The sequence below is a fragment of the Desulfogranum marinum genome (assembly GCF_963675105.2).
GTDB lineage: Bacteria > Desulfobacterota > Desulfobulbia > Desulfobulbales > Desulfobulbaceae > Desulfogranum > Desulfogranum marinum.
Genome location: NZ_CAXXRO010000005.1, coordinates 317,891 through 338,614, shown reverse-complemented (window position 1 = coordinate 338,614; position 20,724 = coordinate 317,891). Strand labels below are relative to the sequence as shown.

Below are 20,724 nucleotides of genomic sequence, written 5' to 3'. Positions count from 1 at the left end.
CCAGAAAAAGTACAAATTCTTTTACTGCTTCATTTAAATACTGTATATTTAGCCTAGCTCGAATTTCTCATGAGCATTTTGTCATTTTTAGAAAAAATTAGTGGTTTCAGATTGATGCTATTTACAACCTATCAGATATAAAATTAACAAAATGCTCATGAGAAATTTGGGCTAGATTTAATACTTATTACTCAAATTGACTTTCGACATTCTAGACAATTTCCGGACCCTTCAAATACAATTTTGCCTGTTGGTCCAAAAAAACTAATGGCAAGGGAATCTACGTTCTTTCCTTACCAAAGAAAAACATATCTAAAATGATGACCAGGCAGTTTAAAGCTCTCAATTTTGTGTGCTACACACACATTATCTTTTTAACTGTAGCAGCGACAATGGCATTGATGCTTTTTCATGGTACCATTGCTTATGGAATGGATTCCACGAACAAGGCTAACAGGCAACAAACTCTTATTGAAAAAGATTACAAAGCAGCAAAGGATTTTTACTATCAGCTGGAAAGAGAACAAGAGCTAGGGCAGGATCGAAAAAACTGGCTCAAAGGTGTGCGTAAATTTAGAAAAATTTATCTCGAACATACAAAAGGACCGTTGGCACCTTCTTCACTGTATATGATGGGTAGGATGCAATACAAAATGTTTCAGCGCTTTCACCTGTCCATAGACCTGGAAGATTCCCTTGGGTATTTCAATGATGTGGCCACCATATTCCCAGGGAAATCGCTAGCAGATGACGCCATATTTAATGCTGCTGAAATTTATCTCAACGACAAAAAAAAAGACACTCTTGCGGCAGAGCAATACCTTAAAATAGTGCAGCATTTTCCCAAAGGCGACAAATACTCACAGGCGTTAAACAGGTTGGAAAAGCTCCAGGAGAATGGAAAGATTCAAATCTCTAACCATCTGAAGACTAATAAAAAAAACAACAAGTTAGTCAACGTACTTCCCGTAAAATACTGGTCATCGGATGAATATACCCGCATCGTCATCCGGGCCTCAGCACCTGTTCATTACTCGTCAGAGCTCCTTGAAGAAACAACAGGGCAACCCAGAAGATTATATATCGATTTCAGCCCTAGCTATATTCCACCCAAATATCGTTCACCAGTACCCATTGAAGACGGTCTCCTTAAACAAATTCGAACAGGACAATTTAGCGACTCCACAGTAAGGGTGGTTCTCGATATTGAGTCTATATCAGACTATAAAATATTTAGTCTCAGTGATCCGTTCAGAGTGGTTATAGACGTACATGGCAACAAGAAAAAAACACATTCTTCCCAGACAACAATCACGGCATTTAAACAAAAGTCTGTTCCTGCATTGACAACTTCCGAAAAAAGAAAACAGGGAAAAGCAAAAACAGAAAGTTCCCATCCTTTTATTAGTCTTCAAGACTATAAAAAAAGGAAACCTTCAGACAAGGCGGCATCAACTCTTCCCTTGCCTCCTAAAAAGTACTCGTTAGCACAGCAACTTGGACTTGGGGTGCGAAAAATAGTGATTGACCCTGGCCATGGCGGAAAAGATCCTGGGGCCATTGCCCATGGACTTAAAGAAAAAAATATTGTGTTGGCAATATCCAAAAGACTTGCCAATGTACTGGAAGCCACCTACGGATATGATGTCTCACTTACCCGTACCAAGGACGTCTATATTCCCCTTGAGGAACGAACAGCGATTGCCAATACTCTAAAAGCGGATCTCTTCATATCCATACATGTCAATGCCCACCAAGACATGAGCATAAGCGGTACAGAGACCTACTTTCTTAATCTGGCAACAAATGCCGAGGCAATGCGAGTGGCTGCTCTTGAAAATGCTACCTCAACTCATAATATCGGCGAAATGCAGGATATTCTCTCGAGTTTAATGCAAAACTCTAAAATCAATGAATCTTCACGGCTCGCAGAATACGTCCACTCCAACTTAATTTCTGGTCTCAATGCCAAATATCCAACGCGTGATCTTGGGGTAAAACAGGCACCTTTTTATGTTCTTATAGGCGCGGAAATGCCTGCAGTACTTGCAGAGATTGCTTTTTTATCTAATCCAAATGAGGCAAAATTACTTAATAGTACCGATTTCCAGAACAAAGTAGCTCAACAAATCGCAACCGGTGTCGTCTCCTACATAGATCATCATACAACAGCCGCCCTACAGTTGTAATTTTTTCAAAGAATCCGCACTAGAAGGACTACTTAATTCTTACTGACTACCCGATACATACTTTTGCTTCTGGTTGTGCATTTACCAGAAACAAAGACGGTACATACAGATAGCCTTCTCGCGCATACCAAGAAGACCACTCCTGATCTAATGAGTGAACAAATTGTAAATTTGTGTACAATCAAAATGAGCTGATATCTGTCCCCTGTTCAAGCAGTTGCCCTTTCCAAAGAGTAAGTGGATGTAATGAATGCTGCTGTTTTAAGATGCCCTGTAAATAAATACAGTCACTCACAACAGTCAGATAAAAAAACACCTCTTACCATTAATAATGCTTACCAAACGCCATTCCGGCCTGTAATAACAATCCATTAAGCCAAATTCTGCAACGACCCATTCTTTCCATGTCCTGAGAAGCACACAAAAAAAGGGCTACCTTAACAGGCAGCCCTTTTTTTGTGTGACAAATGTATATACAATCTAGCTACGTGCCTTTTCAGCAGCTTTTAATCTGGCCATAGCCCTTTGTAAAGCCGCCTCTGCACGGACTCGATTTATTTTCTCAGCAGCCTGTTGCGCCTGAGCGAGTCGCTTTTCAGCCCTTTCCTTTGCAAGCATTGCCCGATTAACATCAATGTCTTTACCGAACTCAGCACTTTCAACAAGGAAGGTGATTTTATTATTCGAGACCTCAGAAAATCCGCCACTGACCATGAGGTACTTTACCTGCTTATCCTTTGTAAAGCTGAGAGTACCGGTCTTAATAGTACTCAGAAAAGGAGCATGGTTAGCCAGGACGCCAAACTCACCACCCACACCAGGAGCAGTGACGATATCAACATCGTCACTGATCACAGGTCCGGTTGGTGTTACTACTTCAAGATGAATCTGTGCCATAAGAGAGTCCTCTGTTCAGCTCGCTAAGCCTTATGCTTCAGCTTTCTGAGATGCAGCTTTTTCTACTGCTTCTTCGATGCTACCAACCATGTAAAAGGCACCCTCAGGCAGCTCATCATGCTTACCATCGAGGATTTCTTTAAAGCTACGGACTGTGTCTTCAACCTTAACATACTTGCCCGGGAAGCCGGTGAAGACTTCCGCCACATGGAAAGGCTGAGAAAGGAAACGCTGTACCTTACGAGCACGAGTAACAGTAAGTTGATCTTCCTCAGAAAGTTCGTCCATACCAAGGATAGCGATAATATCCTGCAGTTCCTTGTACTTCTGAAGGGCAACCTGCACACCACGTGCAGTAGCATAATGCTCTTCACCAACTACGTTAGGATCAAGAATACGACTAGTTGAGTCAAGTGGGTCAACCGCAGGATAGATACCAAGCTCAGAAATTTGACGGGAAAGAACAACCGTTCCGTCAAGGTGAGCAAAGGTGGTTGCAGGAGCAGGGTCAGTCAAGTCATCGGCAGGTACGTATACACACTGTACCGCGGTAATGGACCCCTTGGTGGTAGAGGTAATACGTTCCTGCAAAGCACCAAGATCAGTTGCAAGTGTAGGCTGGTAACCAACAGCAGACGGTGTACGACCCAAAAGTGCGGAAACCTCTGAACCAGCTTGAGTAAATCGGAAAATATTATCTACAAAGAAGAGTACATCCTGTCCTTCTTCATCACGGAAATATTCAGCAGCTGTCAAACCTGTCAAGGCAACACGCATACGTGCTCCAGGAGGTTCAGTCATCTGCCCGTATACCAATGCTGCTTTAGGTAATACGCCGGATTCCTTCATCTCATTGTAAAGGTCATTCCCTTCACGAGTACGCTCACCAACACCGCAGAAAACAGAAATACCACCATGCTGCATGGCGATGTTGTTAACCATCTCCATCATGATAACAGTTTTACCACAACCGGCACCGCCGAACAGTCCCATCTTACCACCACGTGGAAAAGGAACAAGCAGATCGATTACTTTAATACCCGTCTCAAGTACATTGACTTCTGTATCCTGTTCGGTGAATAGCGGTGCAGGTCTGTGGATAGGCATGGTCTTTTCGGAGCTAATATCTCCCATACCATCAACAGGGCGACCGACAACATTCATAATACGACCAAGAGCGGATTCGCCAACAGGGATACTGATAGGCTCTCCAGTGTCACGTACTTCCATACCGCGAACAAGGCCATCTGTCTGGTCCATTGCAACTGTACGAACAACATTATCTCCCAAGTGCTGTGCAACCTCACAAACAAGATTGTCAGCGACGTCGCTGATAGCAGGATTAGAGATAAACAACGCGTTCATGATTTCGGGCAAATCACCCGGTTCAAACTCGACATCAACAACAGGACCAATGACCTGTATAATTTTACCAACTCGTGACTCACCCATCTGAAATGGCCTCCTCAATCTTATAAAATACTCTACGGTAGAGCGTTAGCCTTTAAGTGCCGCAGCACCACCGACAATATCCATCAACTCGCCTGTAACAGCCGCCTGACGAGCTTTATTATACAATTGCGTAAGTTCGTCTATCATATCCTTACATGCATTGGTAGCATTGTCCATTGCTGTCATTCGAGCAGCATGTTCGCTTGCTCCAACTTCAAGCATGGCGTGATAAACCTGCACATTTAAATAAAGTGGAAGTAATACTTCCATAATTTCATTTGGATCAGGCTCATAGATATATGATCCGGTCGCGCCATTCTGCTCTTGAGCAGATTCGGCATCGTTTTCTACAGGTTTAATAGGCAGCAACTGTTCGCGTTCAGGTTTCTGAACAGCTACGGAATGAAACTTTCCGTACACTATATCAACCTGATCACTCTCTCCAATTAAGAATGTCTCGGTAATATCTTGAGAAATCTCGCGAGCGTTAAAAATTTGGAAAGTACCCATGATATCATCATAGGATTTTCTCAATTTGCCTGATTTTTTGAAAGCCTGTGCACCTTTTTTACCTACGGTAACGATGCTTACAGTCTTACCTTCGCTTTCATACTGTTTAACAAGCTTTTCTACGACTTTAACTATGTTGCTGTTAAAACTACCGCATAAACCACGGTCAGAGGTAACAATGACAATCTCTACAGTTTTAACATCCCGTATTTCCATGAGTGGGAGGTTTGCATCTTCCATTCCAGCTGAGAGTTCACTCATTGTTCCAGCGAACTTTTCTGCATAGGGTCTGAAAGACTCCATCTTATCCTGTGCACCTCTCAACTTTGCAGAAGCAACCATGTTCATGGCCTTGGTGATCTGCGCAGTCTTCTTTACACCGGTAATCTTGTCTTTGACATCCTTTAATCCAGGCATAAGACTCTGTCCTTATGATTAATTCAGGCCCTTTGTGGCCTTAAAGGTCTCGCCAAAGGACGTCAGTGTTTTCTTCATTTTTTCTTCAAGCTCACCTGAAATTGCTTCTTTCTCTTTAAGTTCTTGAAAAATTGAAGGTTCGTTAGCTTCGATGTACCCATACATTTCCTGCTCATAGTCAGCAAGTGTGTCTACTGGAAAGGAATCAAGAAAGCCCTTGGTACCAGCGAAAATAATGGTAACCTGCTTTTCCATTGACAGTGGTTGGTATTGGGGCTGCTTGAGAATTTCAACCAGTCTTTCACCACGAGTGAGCTGCGCCTGGGTTGCAGCATCAAGATCGGATCCAAAACCGGCAAAGGCTGCAAGCTCACGATACTGCGCAAGGTCAAGTCGCAAGGTACCTGCAACCTGTTTCATTGCTTTTACCTGGGCAGAGCCACCAACACGAGATACGGACAAACCTACGTTAATTGCGGGACGGACACCAGCAAAGAACAGGCTAGGCTCAAGATATACCTGGCCATCAGTAATAGAGATAACGTTGGTAGGAATAAACGCAGAAACGTCACCAGCCTGGGTTTCGATGATTGGCAAAGCAGTAAGAGAACCTGCACCAAGCTCATCACTCACCTTAGCAGCACGCTCAAGCAGTCTGGAGTGGTTAAAGAAAATATCTCCAGGAAAGGCCTCACGTCCAGGAGGACGACGAAGCAGCAGTGACAGTTCACGATAAGATACCGCCTGCTTGGAAAGATCATCATAGATGATCAATGCATGTTGCCCATTATCACGAAAATATTCGCCCATCGCACAACCGGCAAACGCAGATACATACTGCATAGGTGCAGGATCGGAAGCACAGGCAGCAACAACGGTTGTGTACTCCATGGCACCATGTTTTCTCAACGCTTCAACAACCAAAGCTACCGTTGATTTCTTCTGGCCGATAGCAACGTAAATACAATGCACATCAGTTTCTTTCTGGGCGATAATCGCGTCGACACAGAGAGCGGTTTTACCAATCTGACGGTCACCAATAACGAGTTCACGCTGTCCTTTACCAACCGGAGTCATAGCATCAACAGCCTTTGCACCAGTATAACAAGGCTCATGCACACCTTTTCGTGCGATAACACCAGGGGCGAGAACTTCCATCTTACTGAAGTTTTTCGCATCAATGGGTCCTTTACCATCAATAGGCTGGCCAATACCATCAACAACACGGCCTTCCATTTCAGGGCCGACAGGAACCTCAGCAATACGTCCGGTTCGCTTAACGATATCGCCTTCTTTAATCTCACGAACGTCACCAAGAACGGCACAACCGACGTTGTCTTCTTCAAGGTTCAGCGCAAGTCCGAAAATATTCCCCGGAAACTCGAGTAGCTCCATGGCCTGACAATTTTCTACGCCATAGACACGTGCAATACCGTCACCCACCGAAAGTACCGTTCCGGTTTCCTTCAGGTCGACATCACTCTCGTAGCCAGCGATTTGGTCCTTAATAATCTGGCTGATTTCTTCGGCTTTGATCTGCATTTGACTAATCTCTCCCCTTGATAGATTCTTTTAATCCATTAAGTTGTGTCTTTATACTTCCGTCCAGTACCAAATCACCAACCTTTGCGATGATGCCACCGATTATCGTCGGATCGACCTCGGTCTGAAGTATAACCTTATTTCCTGTAATTTTTTCTAAAGTAGCCTGGATACTTTTCTGCAGTTTGCTATCCAGTTCTACGGCAGACACGACAGAACCATGACTGATATTCTGATCCATATCCACCATGACTTGTATTTCGCAGGCAATATCCGGCAAAATATCTGCTCTTTTTTTCTCAATTAACAAATTAAGAAAACCAGACATTATTGCATCTGCCTTTGCATTTTTGCCAATTTGTGCCATCACTTTTTGCCGTACATCAAGAGGATATAAAGGATTTGTCAACGCATCCCTTACACCAACGGCCTTGTCATCGTACAATGCTGCGACAGCAGCGAGCAGTTCACTGTATTCTTCAATTTTTCCCTGCTCTTTACCCAAAGAAAAAAGCGCCTTTGCATAACGGCGTGCTAGAATCGTATTTCTCACTGTACCGTACCCACTCTTTCAAGGAACTGTTCTGTTATCGTCACCTGATCTGCGGGGGTGAGATTGGAAACGATTAACTCCTCGGCCATTGCAGCTGCCTGCTCTGCAACCTCGTCACGTAACATCCGCTTTGCATCCTCCAGTTCGCCTTGAATGGAAGCCTCAGCCTGACGTTTAATATCGTCAGCTGCTTGTTCAGCCTCAGCAAGAATCCTTTTCTTTTCATTCTCAGCTTGGGATATGGCCTTTTCGACAACACGGTCCATTTCTTCTTCCATGCCTGCAAGTCGCGTCTCAAACGCCTTGAACTCTGCCTGGGCATCATCACGCTTTGCTTCCAGCTCCTGCAGTTCTTCTTTGATCTGCTTTTGACGACCAGAGAGCCCGGTAGCAATGGGCTTGGCAAGAAATTTAACAAGGAGGATCACCAGCGCGATAAAGTTGACTGTCCTCCAAAAGAGGTCTTTCAGCTTCGCAGGAGCGAGTGAGCCGCCGACTTCTCCATGCCCACCTGTTTCTGCATGCGCATCGGCAGCAACTGCATGGGCGCCAGCCTGAGGGGCAACAGTTTCTATTGATGTGTGGCCAGTCGCTTCACCATGGGTATTCGCTGCAGCAGCTTCAGCATGAACAGCAGTTTTTCCACTCTCGTCGTGGCTCGACGCTGAAGCCAAGACAATTGTTGCCGCTCCTGAAAATAGCAACAGCAACAGAGTAGGTACAATAATTCCGACAATACGAGATTTCATGCTTCCAAGCTCCTCCCAAGTATCTTTCCGGCCATATCTCTAGCAAAACCTTCTGTTTTCGCCTGCAGGTCTTTCCTTGCTGCTTCAACCTGTGTGCGTATTTCCGCCATTTGTTTCTCTTTTTCGCCATCTGATTCCTGACGAATAGCAGCCAGTTTCTCGGCGCCGGCAGCCTGCGCGCTAGCACGTGCGGCATCAAGTGCTTTTTTCGCCTTGCCGCTGCCTTCGCGCATTTTCCTGTCCAAATCAAGCTGGCGGTTTCTTGCCCGTTGCTCCAGCTGAGCGACCTGATCATGCATGGAATCCACTTTTTGCTTCCTTTTTTCAAGGATACCAAGCACCGGCTTGTACAGAATTGCATTGAGCACCAGCATCAACACAATCATGTTGATGATATGTATTACCATAGTAATATCAATTGAAATCATACCAACTACTCCTCATCTCAAGAAGAAAACAGGCCATAACTCTGAAAGTGAATGGCGGTTCATATTACGACAGGATTTCTACTTAAAAATCCTGTTACTGTCAATTCATTTTAAATAAAACTTATATGTTTTTTCAGTTCTGCTTGCCACTCGACAACAAACACGGAAAACAGATGACTTCAGAGGGGTATTATTACCCAAGCACAGCCCTTGATGAGTCATTATTACACAGCCTCGCGACGTAACCACGACACCAATTCCTCAATCCCTTCTGCTGTACTCACCTGTTCCTTGTAACCAAGTATACGTTCAGCCTTCTCATGATTAAACCAGTGAGAATGCGCCAATTGGTGGGCAAGAAAACGTGTCATCTTCGGCTCAGTTGTGCATCTCGCCAAGCCAAAAATTCCTTCAAGGGCCCCCCCGGCCAGGTAAGCAACAAAAAATGGAACTTTTTTATGTATCTGCTCAATGTCTAGCCTTGCATACAGGCTATTTATCCATTCCCAAAGAAGCACTGGCTGTTCTTGCCCAATGAAAAATGCCTGTCCACCAGCTGAACCACCGGCGTGTAAATTTTCTGCAGCAAGAATGTGTGCATGGACCACATTATCGATATAGCTAATATCCACAACATTATCACCCTTGCCGACTACTTTCAGCTCTCCTTGTCTGCCTCGCTCAAGTAATCGGGGAATAAGATGCTGATCACCAGGCCCCCAGACAAGATGCGGCCTGATAGCAGTAGTACCCAATCCTTTTCCATTTGCAGCAAGGACTATTTTTTCGGCCTCGATTTTACTTGCAGCATAGTGGCATAGTGGACGGGAGGCATATGGTAGCCGTTCGTCCGCCCCTTTTAGAGGCGCACGATCAAACACAACCGATGGAGTCGAGGTATACACCAAAACAGGGACGGATGCATCCTTGCAGGCGGCAATTACATTTTGGGTCCCCTGGGTATTTATAGCAAAATATTCCTCTTCTGCGCCCCATATTCCAGCCTTTGCAGCAACATGAAAGACTGTGTCCACACCTTTAAAAACAGATTGTAGAAAATCTAAATCACGAATATCTCCCTGATGACATCGCACCCCTATTTCCATCAAATGGGGATAGCAATTCCGCCCAACTACATTGACCTGCAAGCCCTTACTTATCAATTTCCGTACAATGGCCTGGCCGATAAACCCTCCACCGCCGGTTACCAGTATATTTTTCATAGTCTTTGCACAAACACGTTATTAAACCTATGACCTGACCAGATCACTGATTTTCATCAATCATAACAGCCTACTTTACGTTTGGCCCAAAGGGCCAGCTGCTCACGGAAAATCTTGGCATTGTGCCGTATATCCACAGGAAACCCAGGATGAACAAGGAAGGTCTCTATCCCTTGCGTCAAGGTATTTGCAGCAGCCAAGCCTTTTAGTTGTTGAAACAGCATGCCGTGGTTGCGGCTTTTTTGTTTTAGCTCAACTATTAATACAGGTCTTTGTTTGCCAATTTTTCCCACGCCCACCAGAGCAGAACGAAATACAGCTGGGTGTTCGTTAAAAATTGCCTCGCAGGGGATGGTATATAAAGTCTCTGAATCCGTAAAAACCCGATGCGCTTTGCGGCCACAAAACCACAATCGCCCCTGTTCGTCAAAGTAGCCCATATCCCCCATACGATGCCAAAACGTTTTCCCATCCTTAATTTTAGCATGCACATTTTCATGGGTATTGCTGTCATAAGCTCTAGTTACCACAGCTCCTTTGACGACAATTTCGCCAATCTCTCCAAGGGGTAATTCTATTGTTTTTCCCCACTCAGATACAGGCTCATCGCAAGGAGTGATTACTTTAATCGTAATCCCCGGCAAAGGCCTGCCGACGCAGGTCCCTCGTCCGTGGCGAGTCTGTTCCCATGTTTCACCGGTCACTTCATGCCCTTCTATTGCTGCAATGGGGAGGCTTTCGGTTGCACCATAGGGTGTAAATATCTCAGCGTTATCACCCATAAGCTGCTGCAGGCTCTTGATGAGCGTTCCCGGAACCGGAGCACCAGCCATGAGAATCTTTTCGACAGGTAGCTTAACATCGTTTTCCAGGCAATATCGACTAACCACATTCCAGATGGCAGGAGAACCAAACGAATAGGTAACTCCATGCTCTACAATTGAGCTGACGAACTTTCGAGGATCAACCTTTGCAGGGCGGGTCGGATCCATATCCGGAATAACAGCGGTCGCCCCCAACGCAATCGAAAAAAGGCCGAAAAGCGGAAATCCAGGTTGATCAACATCTCCCGCTCCTATGCCAAAATAATCCCTGATCAGTTCCAACTGCGCATGAAAAATGCCATGGGTATACTGGACGCCTTTTGGAGGCCCGGTGGATCCGGTAGTGAAAATAATAGCTGCCAGATCATCTACGCCTGCTTTGAAATGAGGAACACCGGATCTTTCGGATTGAGGTATAGAGTCTTCAATCCTCTCCAAACAGGCCCCACGCCACAACAAAGAAGGACCTACACAAACCCTGGTGCGGAGGGAAACAAACGGTTTTCGAAAGATGGCACTGAAATAAATTGCTGTGGGAATACCGATCAAAATATCCGGCATTACAGCACCAATGCAGCGCAACAAATTTTTGTATCCCATCCCGGGATCAATCAAAATAACTACAGCCCCAAGTTGGAACAGGGAGAAAGTCAGACAGATAAACTCAACCGATGGTCGGACCATCAGCATAACTCGATCTCCTTTCTTTATTCCAAGCTCATGGAGTTCTCCAACAAAATAATTGGTGATGGCTGCGAGTTCCTGAAATGACCAAGACTGCCATCCACCCTTACGCGGCGCGACAAGCCCTCTCTTGTATTGCATTTTCAGTGCAACCTGTTCAAGAACATTGCCGATATTATAATCTATCATGGCCGTTATCTTGTTGTTCCAGAAATCCTTTGATTAGGGGTAAAATATCGGACAATGCATCTTCCAGTACGTAGTGGCCCGCCTCTGGAAAATAATGCCCCTCGGCAGCAGGAAAACGAGTCAGCCATTCATCATAAAAATGACGGGTAAAACAAAAGTCCTTTCCACCCCAGCATATCAGCATAGGATGCTGCTGTAATTTTTCAAGGGAACGTTCAACTTCAACCAGACACTCCCAGGAAGGGTGATCAGCTGTCAATGGTATATCCTGAACAAACCTCAGGATAGCAACCCTGTTTTTCCAATTATCATAGGGCGCTACAAAACCGGCAGCGATATCCTTGCGCATCTTTTTGGTAACAGCCATAAAAAGAGCGGCCCGGGCAAAACCATTCAGTCCCCTGACCAGAAAATCACCGATAATCGGCCAGCGGCAGACAGCAATCCGAAAAGGTATCCGTTTTGATCTAAAAGCAGCTGTATTCAATATCACGATCCTCTTGACAATCTCAGGATTTCTCCCAGCCCAGCCCATACCAATAGCGCCACCCCAATCGTGGACGACCAGCGTGCACTGCTTAATTTCTAGATGAGCTAGCAGGGCTTCAAGATTGGCAATATGATTGCACAGAGAATAGTCATACTCGACAGGCTTATCAGAAAAACCGCACCCCAGGTGGTCTGGAACGATTAAACGGAATTGACCGGCTAGTTGAGCAACCACATTTCGGTAAAGATACGACCAGGAAGGATTGCCGTGCACACACACAACCACAGGCCCTTGACCTTCGTCAAGGTAGGCCATTTCCCCGCCATCTACCTTGAATCGTCGGGGAGTAAATGGATACTCTGCAAGTTGGTCCATCATGGTTACCACTCTATGCCAAGCATCAGCGAATTAATCCCTGAACCAATTCCAAGCAAGGCTGCTTTTTGACCGGCTACGAGCTGTCCCTGTTCGATCCCCAGCCCCATCGTCACAGGTGCTGATACGGAACCAACATTACCGAGAACAGGTAAGGTCTCAAAATTTTTACGAGGATCCAGCTCAAGACGTTTAAAAAGTGCCTGAGCATGGGCTTTCCCCACTTGGTGACAAAAAAATCGATCGATGCCCTCACCCGACCAGCCAAGCTCCTGCTGAAATCCATGCCAGCAATCAGCAGCAGTCTCAATCCCCTGCCGCAGCAGCTCTTCCGAATCAGTAGACATCAAGGTGCCCTGCTCCGAGTTCTGGCCACCTTGGCAAAGATGGTTATAGGCAGTATTGGCTCTACAGCTGCCTCCTATAAGAGAATGACCTGTGTCGCAAACGCGCTTATCCGACATAACAATGGCCACCGCACCAGAGCCGATGGTAAGCGAGGCAAACAAAGGTTTCACACTTTTCCTGGTAAGAGACTGTTCCTCAAGCATATGGCGCATTGTCGATTCTACCAGATCTTCAGCAGTTTCTCCGGCAACAATCACCCCTGATTTCACCTGTCCGAGTTCAATCATATTAGCCAACATGATCATGCCGTTAAGAAACCCAAGGCAAGCATTGGAAAGATCAAAGATATGACAGGAACCTGGAAGTTCCAAAGATCGATGGACAAATGCCGCTGTAGCCGGTTCCATCATATCGCGGCTTACAGAGGTAAAAATAAGACAACCGACATCTGCCCTGTCCACACCGGCACGTTCCAATGCCACGTTTCCTGCCTGAGCAGCCCCTTCACTCGGCCTGGTACCTTTATTCCACAGCCGCCTGCTTTGAATACCGCTCATTAGCTCCAATCGACCATGGGGAAGCTTCAACCGTTCATACAAAGGTGCAAGGCGTACTTCTATGTCATCAGAGGTAAGAGTGACCGGAGGCAACACATATCCGAAATCGTGCAGACAAACATTTGAAAATTGCATTATCTATAAAATGATAAATTGTAATTAAGCAGCGTTAAATTCTTAGTCTTCGGGCGTGTTGAAGCGCTGGGCCCACGTTATCAAGAGGGCTGCAAGGGCAACATCATCGAGGATACCCACAACCGGCACCCATTCAGGAATAAGGTCATAGGGAGAGATAACATACAGCAAACCGCTGCCAAGGATTATTTTCACATACAGCGGTGTTTCTTTGGAGAAAAAGACAGCACCCGTATTTCTGATCATCTCCACAACTCTGTTTATCATGTTCTCCTGCAGCTGCATGTGCGTAGCTTATAGTGCCGGCCTTCCCACATTACCCGTTTTTTTTAAAGAGCGGCCTTGGTCACAATCTCGGCATCAAAATAATTCATCCCCATACCAGCATCAACCACGACACACTGCCCATTAATACCCGAGGACCGGGGAGAGAGCAAAAAGGCGGCAACATTGGCTGCTTCTTCGGTCCTGAGCGCCTTTTTACGCAATGTTGCCTTTTCAGCAAAAAGATAGCTGTCAATATACCCCGGAATACCTGCAGACGCGGAGGTCTTCAGCAGACCAGGACAAACAGCATTAAATCTGACTTCAGAAAAAGCGGAAAAACTCTTGGCCAGAAAACAGATCGAGGACTCCAAGGCAGCCTTCACAGGTGCCATGTAGCCGTAATTTTCAGCAGCCATTCGAGTGGTGGAGATGGAAATAGTTACCAGAGCAGCATGGTTTGCAAGCAATGAGCGAAAATGATTTGCAATGGAAATAAAGGAAAAGCAGCTGATGTCAACGGCTTGGAGGAAATCTTTCTTGAGTGTCTCGTGGAAGGGCTTGAGTCCTTCAGAATAATTGGCAAATGCTATGGAATGGACAATACCCTCTACAGGACCATCAACCGCGCGATCAATCTGATCCCGAACCGCAATGATATTTGCTTCATTTTCGACATCACAAATAAAAACCTTGCTTTCCGGAAAGAGCTTTTTCGCCGTTTCTGCTCGCTGTTCAGATCTCACCACATGGATCACCTCAGCACCGGCTTCGACCAATACCCGACCGATGCTGCAGGCAACAGATTTTTTATTGGCTAGTCCAAATATAATAATTTTCCGACCTGCTACACCTAAAAAATCCACTTAATCCCCTTTGAGTGCACAGGCAAATTCAACCTGCACTGCAATTTGCCCACGGACTCTGACATTTCCTTTCAGAAACCAGGCTGATCCAATCCTTTCGGTTAGGTGAGCAGCTATTTCGATTGTATCTCCAGGACCAACCTCGCGCTTGAACCTGGCATTCAAAATCCTGGTAAGCACAGGTATGCCGCCAACTTGCTCTGAGTCGCTATTTTTTTGCTGCTTATGCATCAACTCGCTGATATAAACGGCACCGGCCTGAAACACTGCCTCGCACAGCAGCACTCCCGGCATAATCGGATAATCCGGATAATGCCCCTGAAAAATGTCCAAATTTGCAGAAATTGTCTTCTTTGCCCGAATCCCCTCTTCATTGATTTCAGTAATTTCATCAAGCCAAAGAAAAGGAGGACGGTGAGGAATCCTGGAATAAAGATAGTGTTGATCATTTAGTTCCATTACAGCCCCCCGGTAACCTCAAGCACAGCGCCATTTATATACGAAGCATTGTCACCGGCCAAAAATAAAACCGCATCAGCGACCTCTTGAGGGGTACCAAAACGACGTTGCGGCACCATCTTTTTATATTCTTTCACCTGACTCTCATTCAAATCATGAATAAAATCAGTGGCAATAAAGCCGGGAGAGACACAATTGACCGTAATTTTTCGTTTACCCACTTCTTTTGAAAGTGATTTCATCAACCCAACCTGCCCTGCCTTTGATGCAGCATAATTGGCTTGCCCTGCAAACCCTAGATGTCCCATGGGTGAAGTAATAAAAACAATTCGTCCATACTTCTGCTTCAGCATCAGGGGCAGTACGCACTTAGACATATTAAAGCCACCAGTCAGATTGACATCAATGACACGGTGCCAATCCTCTTCCTTCATCATGGCAACTACAGCATCACGCCGAACCCCGGCATTATTCACCAGGATATCCATGGTATCGTAGCGCTCTTCCACCTCGGCAAAGAAAGCAGCAACGGCTTCATAATCACTCACATCGAGTTGTTGAAGCGACAGGCAGCCTTCAAAAGAACTGCATTCCTGTTGCAGCTGGTCCGCTGCCTCTTTGTTGGCACCATATACTCCAACAACATCCGCACCACCGGCGAGCAGTGACTGCGTGATTGCTTTGCCAATGCCACGGGTTGCCCCTGTCACAACAGCCTTCTTTCCCTTAAAATCAGCCATAGCCCTACACAGTTATATTCAAATAAACATTCGGGTGGTTTTTACAGACCACAACGTCCTCACCCTTGCTCACGCAGATAGCCGTCAACATCATGAGCTGCAATCACGCCATAGTTAATGGCTCCCAACCAACCACTCATAATAATACCCACAGAGCCGACGTGATAAAGACCAGGTAACGTCTTATGGAGCGCCCTGGAGATGTCAAGCCCCTCAAATTTAGTACCAAAAGAGGTCCCCCTGGTATGCAAGGTATACCGATTAAAGGTGCGGGGAGTAGCAGACTCCACGGTATCAATCTTCTTTCTTACATCCGGAATATACCTTTCCAAATCAACAAGACACCTCTCGATCATTGCCTGTTTGGCCTGCAGATACTCGTTTGATTCTAAATAAGCCCAATCTGCATAATCGGCATTCATGGAGGCGACAATGGTATAATCAGGTTTTTCCGGTCTGGTTTTGGGATAGTAGACTGAAAACGTTCGGCTCCTGGTCTCCATCGCCCGCATTTCTTCTGCTGAGTACTCTTTGGCTGTGGAGGTAAACAACAAATCACCTATATCGTCTATGGTTTCTCCTTTACGAATGCCAAAATAGACCTGACAACTGGAATTATTTACCTCAACCTTATCATGCTCTGTTAGGAAATCAGGTGGAAAATTCTCTCTTCCTGCAAGATTGTCAATGGTATTGGTAATGCCGGCGTTGGATACAACAGCGGTTGCAGCAATGTGTTTCCCGTTGACAGCAACCCCGCAGGTTTTACCTTTATGGACCAGAACTTTTTCAACCTTGGCACCGGTACAGATGGTGACGCCGTTTTGCTGCAACTCTTTTGCCATCAGACCGATAAGGGTATCAGTTCCACCTTCAAAAGTATAAACCCCCCGGTTCATGAAATTGGAAAAAACAATACCGTAGGTTATGGCTGGTTCATCCATGGTGGACCCATTTGCATAGGAAATGGGCTCCATGAGCAGACGGTGGATATCAGTTCGCCCAGGAAAAAACTTGTCAAACAATTCTCTGGTGGTCATTGTTTGGTCATCGTAAAAATTCATGCCGTCAACAGTGGCAAAAAAATCATGAACTGTCTGAGCCGCGACCCCAAAATTCTCTTGCAGAATACGGATAAAATCGACTTTACTAAAAGTGGTGGTCAGGGAAAACTGAGGGTTATCAAACACTATCTTTGGCAACTGGACAATACGATCACGAATCTCCTTGCCCCAGTATTTTTTACAGGTTTTCACCATTCCATAGGGAAAACCGTGCAGGGACACATCAAAAATATGCCCCCCCCTTTTAAACCAGGTCGCCAAACCTCCAAGCTGTATATGGTGTTCAAGCAGCAACACTGAGTGCCCGGCATCGGCAAGCCTGTTTGCGCATGTCATCCCTCCAAGTCCTGATCCAATGACAATAACGTCATAGCGGTTTTCAAGCGTATCTAAAGAAGAGTATTTCATATGTCCTTAATGCTGTTACGTAGCCGTATCTAGGAAAGAATATGTTGATTAATCACTGTAACGCCGCTGAGCATGGCCCCGACAATACCCAGGTACCCTTGGTCCGTGCCGGCAATAAACAAATTGGGCCAAGGCGTTTTACCGTCTCTTATTTTTAAGGGACTCCCATAGATGGCACCTTCAGCCTTTCTGGTAAAACGTTCAACCGTGAGCGGTGTAAAACTATCCTGGTAAATCACATTCTCGCTGTATGGGCCGATGACATCTTCCGCGTTACTGATCGCAGCATGGGTCCACTGCTGTTTGAGTGTTGTGTATTCAGCAGGAGTTGCCGCTTTCCATAGGGCATAATTAGCAGCATTGGTGTTCCTGATCTGAAAACACTCTTCCTTCTCTAGCCCTTGAAAATTATCAGGAAAACAAATCACTCCCCAGGAAAGGTCAAGAAATGTCGTCGGTCGCTGGTAGTGTAACTGGGATTTTTTATTATAAAAAAGGATTGTAGCCGAACTGTCAAGCCCCTCTCGTGCTTTCTCATCAACCAGGGACACGGTTTCCATAAAACTCATCCGTCCACCGTATGCCTGCTGCGGAATATCCCATCCGCTGAGCTTGATGGTTTCCGGCATGCCTACGGTGGAAAGCACAGCATCTGCTGTTAGAATTTCACCATCGGCCAGTCGTATACCTTTAACCTTGCCCTGTTCCCTATAGATTTCTTTCACCAATGCACGATAACGAATTTCTCCGCCAAAACTTTTAAACTGATCCAGTAACATTGTTAAGAATTCTCGGATAGTCCCACCAGGCCTGAAAAATCCTTCTTCAAAAACAGACCGGAACATAATCACAAACTGCCCCATATCCATATCATGCTCTTCAGGATTACCATATACCATCAGCGGTAACAGCAGCATTTCCTCCAACAACGGGTTCTCAAGAGCGCGCGAGAGAAAAGTACGCGCAGATTTCCAAGGTTGCACTGTAAAAGGGTCATACGCAGCAATACTTTTTTTCAGAGCAATAAATCTGTCAACACTCTCTGGAAAGGCTCCTGCCATCTCCTGTTCAAGAAGCAGGGGATCGTTGGAAAATAAAAGCGAGGCATCGGGGAATCGTATTTCAGAGCCCACCTGCTCATGGGTCGCAAACAGTTTTCTGGAAAGTTTGAGTTGACGAAAAAGAACATTCAATGGAGCACGTTTATTCCCGGCAGCCGCATAGTTGGTCATAGCATGCAGCCCGGTTTCCAGTATTTTCCCCTGCCTGAAATAATAGGAATTCAGGCCTCCTGGGATAGTGTGCTGTTCGAGAAGTAAGGTTTTGACTCCGAAACGCGCCGCACGAATGCCTGCGGCTATTCCAGATAAACCGCCGCCGATGATAATCAGCTGATACTCAGCCATAGAAAAAAGGTGGGAAGGAAGGTAAAGGCAGGACCAACGGGCAGCAATGCCGGCATAATCCTGCCTGCTCAAGTTTAGGCGTCTTTCAGCTTTGGCTCCAGGTAGTTGACACAGCTGGTCAAAGTTGCCAGCTCCGGATATTCGTCCTCAGGAATCTGCAGCTGATAACGTTTTCGCAGTTCCATAACAATATCCAGAAAATCCATCGAGTCCAAATCAAGCTGGTCGCGTAATGGTGCATCTGCGTCAAGGTTATCAAATTCTGCTTCTTCGTCGATATCTTCTATTATTTCAAGGATAACGTCCTTGATTTCTTCCCGAGTCATACTCCGTCCCCGTTGCTTATTGAAAACTCTTCCAACAGTAGCCTTTCAGGCAAGAGTTGCAAGAGTCATATTCGTTATATGGAAATCAGCTTAATAGTCAGTGACTAATGTGTGAGCATACGGCCAGCTCTTCCAGCCCCCAGTATTCATCGAACGGGGACAAAACGGAAGAACTTACCATAAAACACCTCAACCCGCCACAAAACTCTTGACAACAACCACTGAATTTATTCCCAGCATACCAAAGGAATTATTCAACACAGCATCAACACGAGCAAGTTTTTGCGGTTCGCCACTCACCAACCCTTGCATAGCGCAGTCAGGGTCAAGTTGATCGAGATTAATGGTCGGATGCACGTAATGATCAGTAAAAGAGGGAAGGTTGCCGGCAAGTTCGAGTACTCCTGCCGCGCCCATCGCATGCCCGATACTGGACTTGGTATTGTTGATATAGGTGGATGTGCAGCCGGCAAAAGTCTTTCTAATGGCCGAACATTCCTCCACATCACCCTGGCGAGTGCCTGTGGCGTGGGTATTCACGATCGTAATATCACCGGCATCCATTCCAGCCCGCTTCAGCGCCATTTCCATGCACTGTTGCTGCCGGGGACCATATGGTAAAACAAAATCCCTGGCATCGGAATTCATGGCATACCCTGCAAGCTCACCATATATTTTTGCTCCTCTTTGCAGAGCACTGTCCAGTCTTTCCAGGGTAAAGACACACCCTCCTTCTGAAATAACGATTCCGTTTCTCTCCATATCAAATGGACGACTGGCACGAATGGGGTCTGGATGTTCGGCTAAAGCTCCTTGAGACTTGAAAGAGGCAAAGATACCAAAAGAGCCGACACACTCGGAGATCCCACCGCAAAGGGCAAAATCCACCTCTCCCAATCTCAACATCTGGGCCCCCTGAATAAGTGCGGCATTCCCTGCGGCACACGCAGCACCAATGGTATAGTGAGGACCGGTAATACCCAGATTCATGGTAACTTCACCGGCTGGGTTGTTGAGAACGGTTCGCGGGTTATGGTGATGGGTCCAATAGTCCACATTATAATCGAATTTGCTTATATTGTAGACCTCATTTTCCGTTTCCACCGTCCCATGCTCTGTAAGGCCAAGATAAACTCCGGTTGTGCTACGGTCATACTCCTCAAAGGTTATTCCGGCGTCCTCAAGAGCCTCATTGGCGCAGTATACGGAAATACAGCCTGCACGACTTCCGCGCTTGTTCTCCCTCTTTTTACGGTACCTTGTTTCATCAAACGTACAAATACCGGCCGGATGAACCCCCATATACCGAAGATCCAAAGTTGTTATGCCGCTTTTGCCGGCAAGAAGATTCGCTCTAAACTGGTCGAGCGATGATGCACCAGGTGCGGTAAGCCCCACTCCGGTGATGACAATTCGTTGTGAATCAGACTGTTGCATTATCTTACTATTCTTTCGATGCTGCAGGACTATTCAAGGATACTTAAACAATTAGAATCTTCATCCAAGATTAAGGCATGCTTAAAAAATAACAACAGACACATAATTAATATTCCGATGTTTTTTTAAAGTACAGCAAGAAAGTTGGGTGAAAAGGCAATTATGCAAGATGGCCTAAAAAGTGTAACAGCA

20 protein-coding genes are annotated in these 20,724 nt (G+C 45.8%); 1 reads left to right on the top strand and 19 read right to left on the bottom strand.

Features of this window, described 5'->3' with window-relative positions; all coding sequences use genetic code 11:
• Positions 1 to 392: 392 nt before the first annotated feature.
• Positions 393 to 2,189: an N-acetylmuramoyl-L-alanine amidase gene (locus tag ACHZCY_RS22005; RefSeq protein ID WP_319550418.1), complete on the top strand. Its 1,797-nt coding sequence runs from the start codon at positions 393 to 395 to the stop codon at positions 2,187 to 2,189.
• 480 nt (positions 2,190 to 2,669) lie between these two features.
• Here the strand turns inward: ACHZCY_RS22005 and ACHZCY_RS22000 are convergent, their stop codons facing one another.
• From ACHZCY_RS22000 to ACHZCY_RS21910, 19 genes are all read right to left on the bottom strand, one after another.
• On the bottom strand, positions 2,670 to 3,086 hold the full coding sequence (locus ACHZCY_RS22000) for a F0F1 ATP synthase subunit epsilon (protein WP_205221165.1): 417 nt from the start codon (positions 3,084 to 3,086) through the stop codon (positions 2,670 to 2,672).
• Positions 3,087 to 3,116: 30 nt separating this feature from the next.
• Entirely contained in the window at positions 3,117 to 4,538 is a 1,422-nt protein-coding gene (gene atpD / locus ACHZCY_RS21995; RefSeq protein ID WP_205221166.1) for a F0F1 ATP synthase subunit beta, read from the bottom strand.
• 45 nt (positions 4,539 to 4,583) lie between these two features.
• Positions 4,584 to 5,465 (bottom strand): ATP synthase F1 subunit gamma, encoded by an 882-nt coding sequence (gene atpG / locus ACHZCY_RS21990; RefSeq protein ID WP_205221167.1) that lies wholly within the window; start codon positions 5,463 to 5,465, stop codon positions 4,584 to 4,586.
• A gap of 18 nt (positions 5,466 to 5,483) precedes the next feature.
• On the bottom strand, positions 5,484 to 7,007 hold the full coding sequence (gene atpA, locus ACHZCY_RS21985) for a F0F1 ATP synthase subunit alpha (RefSeq protein WP_205221168.1): 1,524 nt from the start codon (positions 7,005 to 7,007) through the stop codon (positions 5,484 to 5,486).
• Positions 7,008 to 7,011: 4 nt separating this feature from the next.
• The gene (locus ACHZCY_RS21980) at positions 7,012 to 7,560 is read right to left on the bottom strand and encodes a F0F1 ATP synthase subunit delta (RefSeq protein ID WP_205221169.1); all 549 of its coding nucleotides are present in this window, start codon (positions 7,558 to 7,560) and stop codon (positions 7,012 to 7,014) included.
• Positions 7,557 to 8,309 (bottom strand): F0F1 ATP synthase subunit B family protein, encoded by a 753-nt coding sequence (locus ACHZCY_RS21975; protein ID WP_205221170.1) that lies wholly within the window; start codon positions 8,307 to 8,309, stop codon positions 7,557 to 7,559. The genes ACHZCY_RS21980 and ACHZCY_RS21975 overlap by 4 nt, the downstream gene beginning before the upstream one ends.
• Entirely contained in the window at positions 8,306 to 8,737 is a 432-nt protein-coding gene (locus ACHZCY_RS21970) for an ATP synthase F0 subunit B (RefSeq protein WP_205221171.1), read from the bottom strand. The genes ACHZCY_RS21975 and ACHZCY_RS21970 overlap by 4 nt, the downstream gene beginning before the upstream one ends.
• A gap of 224 nt (positions 8,738 to 8,961) precedes the next feature.
• The gene (locus ACHZCY_RS21965) at positions 8,962 to 9,960 is read right to left on the bottom strand and encodes an NAD-dependent epimerase/dehydratase family protein (protein WP_319550417.1); all 999 of its coding nucleotides are present in this window, start codon (positions 9,958 to 9,960) and stop codon (positions 8,962 to 8,964) included.
• Between the two features lie 56 nt (positions 9,961 to 10,016).
• Entirely contained in the window at positions 10,017 to 11,657 is a 1,641-nt protein-coding gene (locus ACHZCY_RS21960; RefSeq protein WP_319550416.1) for a fatty acid CoA ligase family protein, read from the bottom strand.
• On the bottom strand, positions 11,644 to 12,525 hold the full coding sequence (locus tag ACHZCY_RS21955; protein ID WP_205221174.1) for an alpha/beta fold hydrolase: 882 nt from the start codon (positions 12,523 to 12,525) through the stop codon (positions 11,644 to 11,646). The genes ACHZCY_RS21960 and ACHZCY_RS21955 overlap by 14 nt, the downstream gene beginning before the upstream one ends.
• Positions 12,526 to 12,527: 2 nt before the next feature.
• The gene (locus ACHZCY_RS21950) at positions 12,528 to 13,562 is read right to left on the bottom strand and encodes a 3-oxoacyl-ACP synthase III (RefSeq protein ID WP_319550415.1); all 1,035 of its coding nucleotides are present in this window, start codon (positions 13,560 to 13,562) and stop codon (positions 12,528 to 12,530) included.
• Positions 13,563 to 13,604: 42 nt separating this feature from the next.
• Complete coding sequence (locus tag ACHZCY_RS21945; protein WP_205221176.1) at positions 13,605 to 13,829, bottom strand: YkvA family protein; 225 nt, start codon at positions 13,827 to 13,829, stop codon at positions 13,605 to 13,607.
• 62 nt (positions 13,830 to 13,891) lie between these two features.
• A complete protein-coding gene (locus ACHZCY_RS21940; protein WP_205221177.1) occupies positions 13,892 to 14,692 on the bottom strand; it encodes an enoyl-ACP reductase FabI in 801 nt (266 codons plus the stop codon).
• Positions 14,693 to 15,151 (bottom strand): 3-hydroxyacyl-ACP dehydratase FabZ, encoded by a 459-nt coding sequence (gene fabZ / locus ACHZCY_RS21935; protein WP_319550414.1) that lies wholly within the window; start codon positions 15,149 to 15,151, stop codon positions 14,693 to 14,695.
• Positions 15,151 to 15,891 carry a 3-oxoacyl-ACP reductase FabG gene (gene fabG / locus ACHZCY_RS21930; protein WP_205221179.1) on the bottom strand — a complete coding sequence of 247 codons (741 nt, stop codon included), beginning with the start codon at positions 15,889 to 15,891 and terminating at the stop codon, positions 15,151 to 15,153. Before fabG ends, fabZ begins: the two co-directional genes overlap by 1 nt.
• 59 nt (positions 15,892 to 15,950) lie before the next feature.
• The gene (locus ACHZCY_RS21925) at positions 15,951 to 17,363 is read right to left on the bottom strand and encodes a phytoene desaturase family protein (protein ID WP_205221180.1); all 1,413 of its coding nucleotides are present in this window, start codon (positions 17,361 to 17,363) and stop codon (positions 15,951 to 15,953) included.
• A 29-nt stretch (positions 17,364 to 17,392) separates the two neighbouring features.
• Complete coding sequence (locus ACHZCY_RS21920; RefSeq protein ID WP_319550413.1) at positions 17,393 to 18,841, bottom strand: phytoene desaturase family protein; 1,449 nt, start codon at positions 18,839 to 18,841, stop codon at positions 17,393 to 17,395.
• Positions 18,842 to 18,843: 2 nt separating this feature from the next.
• Positions 18,844 to 19,095, bottom strand: coding sequence for an acyl carrier protein (locus ACHZCY_RS21915; protein ID WP_205221181.1), 252 nt, complete (start codon positions 19,093 to 19,095; stop codon positions 18,844 to 18,846).
• Positions 19,096 to 19,284: 189 nt separating this feature from the next.
• Positions 19,285 to 20,532: a beta-ketoacyl-[acyl-carrier-protein] synthase family protein gene (locus tag ACHZCY_RS21910; protein WP_319550412.1), complete on the bottom strand. Its 1,248-nt coding sequence runs from the start codon at positions 20,530 to 20,532 to the stop codon at positions 19,285 to 19,287.
• Between the last annotated feature and the right edge of the window lie 192 nt (positions 20,533 to 20,724).